Raw genomic sequence first — 7,064 nt, 5'->3', positions numbered from 1 at the left:
GCGGTGGAGAATAAAGCAGAGGTCTCTCTGCCTGTTCCGTGTTGGTGATGTCAAAACGCGGGTTTCTTTGAAGAAGCCCGCGTTTGTTTTTTTGTTTATTGTAAAAAAATGGGTTACATTATTTCTCATTGCAATGGGAGAATTCTGTGATACCTGAGTTTTTCAAACATCTCAAGCGGCCTTTTTCATTTGCTGTTGTGAGTGATACGCATTTTGTAACGCGAGATTTTATCGGGCAAGCGTTTGACGCGACAAGACCTCTCAGCACCGAGGGGTATGTGGAAAATGTGACCTATTCGCTCGCGCCAATGATGGATGCATTGCGCGGTCTCAGACCGGATTTTATAGTTTTGACCGGTGATGTGGCCGAACCTCCTCTGGATCCAGAGCGCCACCGCGAGAATCTCAAGGCTGCACTGGATTTTTTTGCCACATGCGATATTCCCCTGATTGTCGCTCGCGGAAATCACGATGGCACTTCGTCTTTTGATGAGGTTGTGGGGCCGCGTGTTGCACAGTTTTTAGGTGAGATGCCCAAAGCGCATTATTTTTCATTTGAGGTGGATGGTTGCCAGTTTATTGTACTGGATACGCCGTTTTGGAATACTGAGCAATGTCAGTGGCTCGATGCCGTGTTGGCAGAAAATGATTATGCACCGTCGTTTTTGCTGGGACATCATCCTATATGGCCGGTAGCACGTGCTTTTTTTTACAACCGCGATTTTCAGATGGATATGGTCAATCTTTTGTCTCGGCATGCGATCGATGCCTATTTTTGTGGGCATTCACACAATCAAAGCATTGTGTTGCACCGTACGCCCTATTTGCCGGTGTTGCAGTGTATGGGTGCTCTGGTCGGATTGTCTGACGCGCCGCCACTTCCGCTCCACCACGTTCAAGCCCTTTTGCCCACGCCCGATGATCTCATGGCCATTTGGCCCGGATATATTGAAAATACGGCTCCAGGATGGTTTATGGGATATGTTTCACAGGGCCAGGCGCGTGTGGAATGGCATCATATTAACCGCGGAGCCGAGGCCATGGTGCGTTGGTTTCGTCCTGGTGATATTCAGACTTTTTGGACGATGGCTCCTGCGCCCCCAGCCCAACTTATTGAAGCAAATTTACAGCGTATTCGCCAGGGGATTCTCCGTTTTTGTGCCTGGGATAGTATGGGAGATGCGCGCGTATTTCTCAATGGGAATGAAATTGGCCTTTTGCCGCGTGCAGATAATTTTACGCCCAGTCGCCTCTCTTTACCTCCCAACGCGCTCGCTTGTTTGCAGATGGAAAATAAGGTGCGTATTGAACCAGCTGAGGGAAGTGAGATGACTCTTGGCAATCTGGTTCTCGAAGTGGTATTGCCCGGTGGTCGTTATGTGCGATCGCAGGTTTTTGAAGAGATTTATACGTGGTCTAACCGGTGGGAAGGGTATGAATACGAGACGTTGCAAAAGATGAAACCGGGACGACCGTTATCTACAGTGTTGTCTTTCAGGTGAGGATGTGATGGACGATAGAAGAGATACCAACCGATTGGTCCACGAGACCAGCCCGTATTTATTGCAGCATGCACACAATCCCGTTGCGTGGTTTCCGTGGGGAGAAGAGGCATTTGAAAAGGCTACTGCCGAAGACAAGCCCATTTTTTTGAGCGTGGGATATGCGGCCTGTCACTGGTGCCATGTGATGGAGCACGAGTGTTTTGAAAATGAGGAAATCGCGCAGATTATGAACGCGCATTTTGTCAATGTGAAGGTCGATCGGGAAGAACGCCCCGATGTCGATGAAATTTATATGAATGCAGTACAGGTTATGACCGGTTCAGGTGGATGGCCTATGAGTGTGTTTTTGACTCCGCAGGGTGTTCCGTTTTACGGAGGCACGTATTTCCCGCCTGAGAGCAGGCACAACATACCGGGCTTTCCCCAGGTTCTGGAATCCGTTGCCAGGCATTATCGGGAAAAAGGTGATAATGTCGCAGATGTGGCGAATCGATTGCACGAGCACTTGCGAGCGATGGCGCGTATTGATGCGTTGGCAGATGACCTGACTGAGACGGATTTTGACGGTGCATTTCAAAAGATCAGATCGAATTTTGATTTTCAAAATGGCGGGTTTGGAACACAGCCTAAGTTCCCAAATTCGATGAATCTCGATGTGTTTTTGCGGACCTATTTGCGTACGGGGAACGAAGAGGCACTTGCGATGGTGACATTGACGCTCGAAAAAATGGCGCGCGGGGGCATTTACGATCAGCTCGGCGGGGGATTTCACCGCTATTCTGTGGATCGCTACTGGCTTGTACCCCATTTTGAGAAGATGCTATATGACAATGCGCTGCTCGCACAGCTTTATACGCAGACTTATCAGGTGACTGAGCAACCGCTTTTTGCGCGCATTGCCAGGTCAATTCTGGATTATACGCGCCGAGAGATGACCGCGCCAGAGGGCGGTTTTTATTCTACGCAAGATGCCGATAGCGAGGGGGAAGAGGGCAAGTTTTTTGTGTGGTCGCCGCAGGAGGTGGTGGATTTATTGGGCGAAGAAGAAGGGGCGGTATTTTGTCGGTATTTCGATGTGACGGCGCGAGGTAATTTCGAGGGGAAAAATATTCTGAATGTCCCGCATGTTTATGAGGTTGATGAAAACGCAATGGCACGCGGATGTGCGATTTTGTTTGAGGCGCGAGAAGAGCGTATAAAACCCGGGCGCGATGAAAAAATTCAGGTGAGTTGGAATGGGATGATGATTTCGGCTTTTGCACAGGCGTATCGGGCATTTGGCGATTCCGTTTATCTGGATAGTGCGTCAGATGCGGCTAAATTTATCCTGGGGAATATGTGTACGGATCGCGGGCTTTTGTTGCATACTTATAAAGACGGTCGCGCGCGTTTCAATGCCTATCAGGATGATTATGCCTGTTTGATCGTTGGGTTAGTCGATTTGTACGAGGCGAGTTTTGAGCCTTCTTATCTCGTTGCTGCCCGCGATTTTATGGAGGTGATGATAGATCAGTTCTGGGATCGAGAAGATGGTGGATTTTTTTATACTGGGAGAGATCACGAGGAGCTGATTGTGCGGTCAAAAAATCCCTTTGACAATGCCACGCCGTCCGGTAATTCGGTGGGGGCGATGGCGTTGCTGCGATTGGGAACGCTGCTGGAGCGCGAAGATTGGCGGGATATGGCCACCCGTATTTTGCATCTTTTTGGCAGGCATATTCGGGAGGTGCCTTCGGGTTTTGGCAATATGGTTTGTGCCCTGGATCTCTATTTGCAAGGTGCAGTTGAAGTCGCTGTTTTGGGGGATCGAGATAGAGAGGATACGGTTGCGCTGCTCAATGTGGTGAATAAAACATGGCGACCCAATGTCGTTTTATGTGGGGGAAGTGATCCAGTGTCCGACGCTATTCCACTTCTGCAAAATCGCGGTATGATCGACGGACGCGCCACGGCTTATATCTGTCGCAATTTTGTGTGCTCAGAACCCGTTACAGATGTTGAGGCACTGGAAAAATTACTGGATGAAGTTGGTTCGGGATACTAATTTGACAGAGGCGTCAACAATCGAACAGCTAAATTCCAAATGAAAGGATAGGTTATGGCAGATGTTTTGATTATAGGCGATGGACCTGCGGGACTGAGTGCCGCGTTGTTTTTGACGAAGAATGGTCAGAATGTGACGGTGTTTGGGCAAGATGGAACGCCGATGCACAAGGCGATGCTCTACAATTATCTGGGCATTCCCGAGATGACGGGGAGTGAGTTTCAGCGGGTAGGTCGAGCGCAGGTCCAGAATTTGGGGGGCAAAATTGAGGATGTAGAAGTGACCGATGCCGAAAAGACCGATGGTGGGTTTGTGGTTACAACGGGGGATGGAGATCGAAGAGAAGGGAAGTATCTCATTTTGGCGACTGGCACAAATACCAAATTGGCTGAAGGTTTGAGTTTGGCCAAGGAGAATAAGGGTATTGTTGCCGATGGAGATGGTCGCACCTCCGTCGAAGGACTTTTTGCAGTGGGTTGGAATACGCGTCTCATCCGCACGCAGGCGATTATTTCCGCCGGGCAAGGCGCCGCAACGGCTCTGGAAATTCTATCGCTCGAAGCTGGCGAAGATTTCCATGACTTTGATGTTGTGGAATAAAGTGTGTCGAGGAAAATATGAAAATTACCGAGACCAATACCACCATTGGCGCACTGATTGAACGGCTCGAGGCCACGGGGAAGCCTAAGACGACTAAGGCTCGAGCCTTCATTATCATAGAGGATGAGTCCTCACAGACACGCGAAGATATCCGAGAGGCCGTGGCGCAGTTCCGGGCAGGCTTTAAGGATATATCCTCCGAGGAGATTGAACAGATTATTGGTGAGTCCAGACGGGCAGTAAGAGCGCAAAGATCATGACGCGAATTGTGCTGGATACCAATGTATTAATCAGTGCTATTCTGAATCCGCACGGGAGTCCAGGCATTATACTCGATCTGGTCTTTGACCAGAAAGCATCTCTTTGTCTCTCTGCACCTCTTATAGATGAAATTCAGCGCGTCATTCATTATGAAAAGATGGCTGATTTGCTAAAAAGAGGGGGAAAGACCGTTGAGCAGGCAGGAGAGATCGTAGATAAGATTGTTGCGATAGCGGAATTAACCGCTGGTCATAGAGAAGTAAACTTGATAGATGCGGATCCTGATGATAATATGGTGCTGGGGTGCGCTCTTGAAGCCGAGGCAGATTACATCATCTCTGGAGATCGACACCTTACTGCCTTAAGTGATTTTCAAGATATACCCATTCTCACGCCCAGGGCTTTCTTGGATATGCAGGTTAATTCTTGAATATCCTGATCTTGTTCTGGTTTTCAACGATGAGTTGGCTCAGTCTATGTCTGATGGTTTCTTGTCTCGTGTACGGAAATTTTAATGTTGTTGAGTAAGGCGAGATAAATTTCTTCGGGAGGTTCCAGGGCCTGTGCAGACAGGTATCTGGAACCTCTTTTTTTATATTTCATTCAAGTTGTGTGGTATAATGATAATGAAGAATGTACTATAGTCTCGGGACCATTGAGACCATAGTACGTCTTTTAAGACCATATAAGGTCTTGCAAAGAGCCAATCCGACTATCTTGCGACATTATGATATAGTCAGATTGGCTCTTTTTCTTTATGTAAAACAACGCGTTACGAATATAACTTTCTGGACACCGCTCACATTGGCACGCTTTTTGCACTTAAATTAAAAATTCTTTTTCTCAACGGTCTTCAAATTTTCGGTACGTCCCCGTGTGTCCCCGCGCAAATATGACGTGCGAAGGACGCGGACCTATGCAAAACAGATAGCTCAGGATGACTGGGGTGAACCTTCGATACGATCTACCAAAACGGAGTAACTCTAAGACCACACAACTTGAGTTATTTATGTCGAATCCTTCATGTCCACCCATTTTCTTCGTTTATGAAGGAGATCATCATGCGTGTTTTTCTTTTTGTGCATTTCGTGATGTTCCTATTCCTCAGCCCTGTATTTGCGGAAATAGATGTTGCTGTCGTATCTGAGAGCATCGTGCAGGTGCGTGTGTACAAGAATCATAAGATTTTGGCTGAGGGAAGCGGTTTTGTTGTGAATGAAGAGGGGTATGTGCTGACGAATGCCCATCTCCTGGCGGATGCGGAGGGATTGACTGTCCGGGCTCGAAAGACTGGTGCCGAGATCGTGTCACAGCAGGTCTTTGCCAATCGTGAATTGAATCTCGCTTTGTTGCGCGCACAGGGTCTAGGTTTACTGCCTCTCAATTTATCCGAGCGAGGAGCCGCTGTGGGCCGGATGGTGGAAACCCTGAAGCTGACGCCTCAGGATAGTATCCAGATTGCCCGCGGGACTATTGGTACATACCAGGATGTGCCGGGAAAAAAGGTGAGTGATCCCGTGGCACATCTGCTACAGCACAATGCCATGGTGACTTCCAAAGCATTTGGTATGCCTCTGTTTAATGAGTGTGGTGATGTTGTCGCTATCAATCTGCCAGACCCGAAGAGCGGATCCTGGCCGTTTCGGAAAAATGTGGAACCCAGAGGAACAGTTTTTGCCTTGCGTAGCGTCGATATCATTGCTGTGCTCAAAGACCGGGAAATTACACATTCAGTAGTTAAAGAAGAATGTTTGAGTGCCGTTGAACGTACTGAACGAGATAGAAAAATCGCAGAAGATAGTATCAAAGCGGTAGCAAAAGCAGCAAGAGATAGTGTTAGCGCAGAAAGGGTTGCCCGATTGGCGGCTGAAAAAGCTGTCAAAGAAAAACAACAGGCGGCTGAAAAAGCAGAAGCCGCTCGGCTGGCAGCCGAAAAGGCGAAAGCACAGGCAGACTTAGCAAGTAAGGCAGCGGCAGATAGTGTTAAGGCAGCACAAGATAGTATCAATACAGCGCGGCTGGCATTAGAACAGGAGAAGGCGAGGACAGATTCATTAAAGAAGGCGACACAGGAGCGTATTGCTGCTCAAAAATCAGCGGCAGATAGTCTCGCCGCAGTACATCAAGAAGAGCGTGAAAAGACATCGCAAAGATTACAATGGGCCATCGTCTCCGGGGGTATTCTGGTCATTCTGGTGCTTTTCGGCTGGTTTATGTTCGCACGCAGGAAAAGGGCACAATTGCAAGCGACTGCTTCTCGTTTGAGCGAGGCAGAACAAGAGGCCGAAGCCGCACGACAAGCTGTGTCTGAGGCACCACAGTTTGCACCTTTCAGATGTCTATTAGAGGGTCAGGACAACACGGGCCAACCCTTTGCGTTGAGTATCCCAGCATTGGCTCTGCCTTCAGGTGTCACGCTTGGAAGAAGCCCTGCCAACGCGGAATTTATTATTGACCACGAGTCCGTATCCCGCGAACACATCAGGCTTTTGTATGCTGACGGAAATCTCTATGTAGAGGATCTGGGTAGTACGAATGGTTCCAGAATTAACGGACGCTTGCTCAATCCGCGCGAACCTGCGGTGTTGCAAAACAATGACCAACTCGAGGTGGGGCCTGTTGTTTTTCAGGTACGTTTGATGCAGGAGTGAAAA

Annotated in this window: 6 protein-coding genes; all 6 read left to right on the top strand. The window is 48.6% G+C overall.

The features are described 5' to 3' along the window. Positions 1-128 precede the first annotated feature (128 nt). The 6 genes from F4Y39_01025 to F4Y39_01000 all read left to right on the top strand — a co-directional run bounded on the left by F4Y39_01025 (position 129) and on the right by F4Y39_01000 (position 7,061). On the top strand, positions 129-1,502 hold the full coding sequence (locus F4Y39_01025) for a hypothetical protein (protein ID MYC12286.1): 1,374 nt from the start codon (positions 129-131) through the stop codon (positions 1,500-1,502). A gap of 7 nt (positions 1,503-1,509) precedes the next feature. Continuing rightward, positions 1,510-3,549, top strand: coding sequence for a thioredoxin domain-containing protein (locus F4Y39_01020; GenBank protein ID MYC12285.1), 2,040 nt, complete (start codon positions 1,510-1,512; stop codon positions 3,547-3,549). Between the two features lie 54 nt (positions 3,550-3,603). Then, positions 3,604-4,149 carry an NAD(P)/FAD-dependent oxidoreductase gene (locus F4Y39_01015; protein MYC12284.1) on the top strand — a complete coding sequence of 182 codons (546 nt, stop codon included), beginning with the start codon at positions 3,604-3,606 and terminating at the stop codon, positions 4,147-4,149. A gap of 17 nt (positions 4,150-4,166) precedes the next feature. After that, a complete protein-coding gene (locus tag F4Y39_01010) occupies positions 4,167-4,409 on the top strand; it encodes a hypothetical protein (GenBank protein MYC12283.1) in 243 nt (80 codons plus the stop codon). After that, on the top strand, positions 4,406-4,840 hold the full coding sequence (locus tag F4Y39_01005) for a putative toxin-antitoxin system toxin component, PIN family (protein MYC12282.1): 435 nt from the start codon (positions 4,406-4,408) through the stop codon (positions 4,838-4,840). Before F4Y39_01010 ends, F4Y39_01005 begins: the two co-directional genes overlap by 4 nt. 616 nt (positions 4,841-5,456) lie before the next feature. After that, entirely contained in the window at positions 5,457-7,061 is a 1,605-nt protein-coding gene (locus F4Y39_01000; GenBank protein ID MYC12281.1) for an FHA domain-containing protein, read from the top strand. The last annotated feature ends 3 nt before the right edge of the window (positions 7,062-7,064 follow it).

The sequence above is a fragment of the Gemmatimonadota bacterium genome (assembly GCA_009838845.1).
In the GTDB taxonomy this organism is placed as follows: domain Bacteria; phylum Latescibacterota; class UBA2968; order UBA2968; family UBA2968; genus VXRD01.
Note: the sequence above shows the minus strand (reverse complement) of the source record. Positions and strands in the feature narration are given on the sequence as shown.

Bases quoted from the DNA above. Each gene is read 5' to 3' on its own strand.
- F4Y39_01005 (MYC12282.1), top strand. From the start codon at position 4,406: ATGACGCGAATTGTGCTGGATACCAATGTATTAATCAGTGCTATTCTG.
- F4Y39_01015 (MYC12284.1), top strand. From the start codon at position 3,604: ATGGCAGATGTTTTGATTATAGGCGATGGACCTGCGGGACTGAGTGCC.
- F4Y39_01000 (MYC12281.1), top strand. From the start codon at position 5,457: ATGAAGGAGATCATCATGCGTGTTTTTCTTTTTGTGCATTTCGTGATG.
- F4Y39_01020 (MYC12285.1), top strand. From the start codon at position 1,510: ATGGACGATAGAAGAGATACCAACCGATTGGTCCACGAGACCAGCCCG.
- F4Y39_01010 (MYC12283.1), top strand. From the start codon at position 4,167: ATGAAAATTACCGAGACCAATACCACCATTGGCGCACTGATTGAACGG.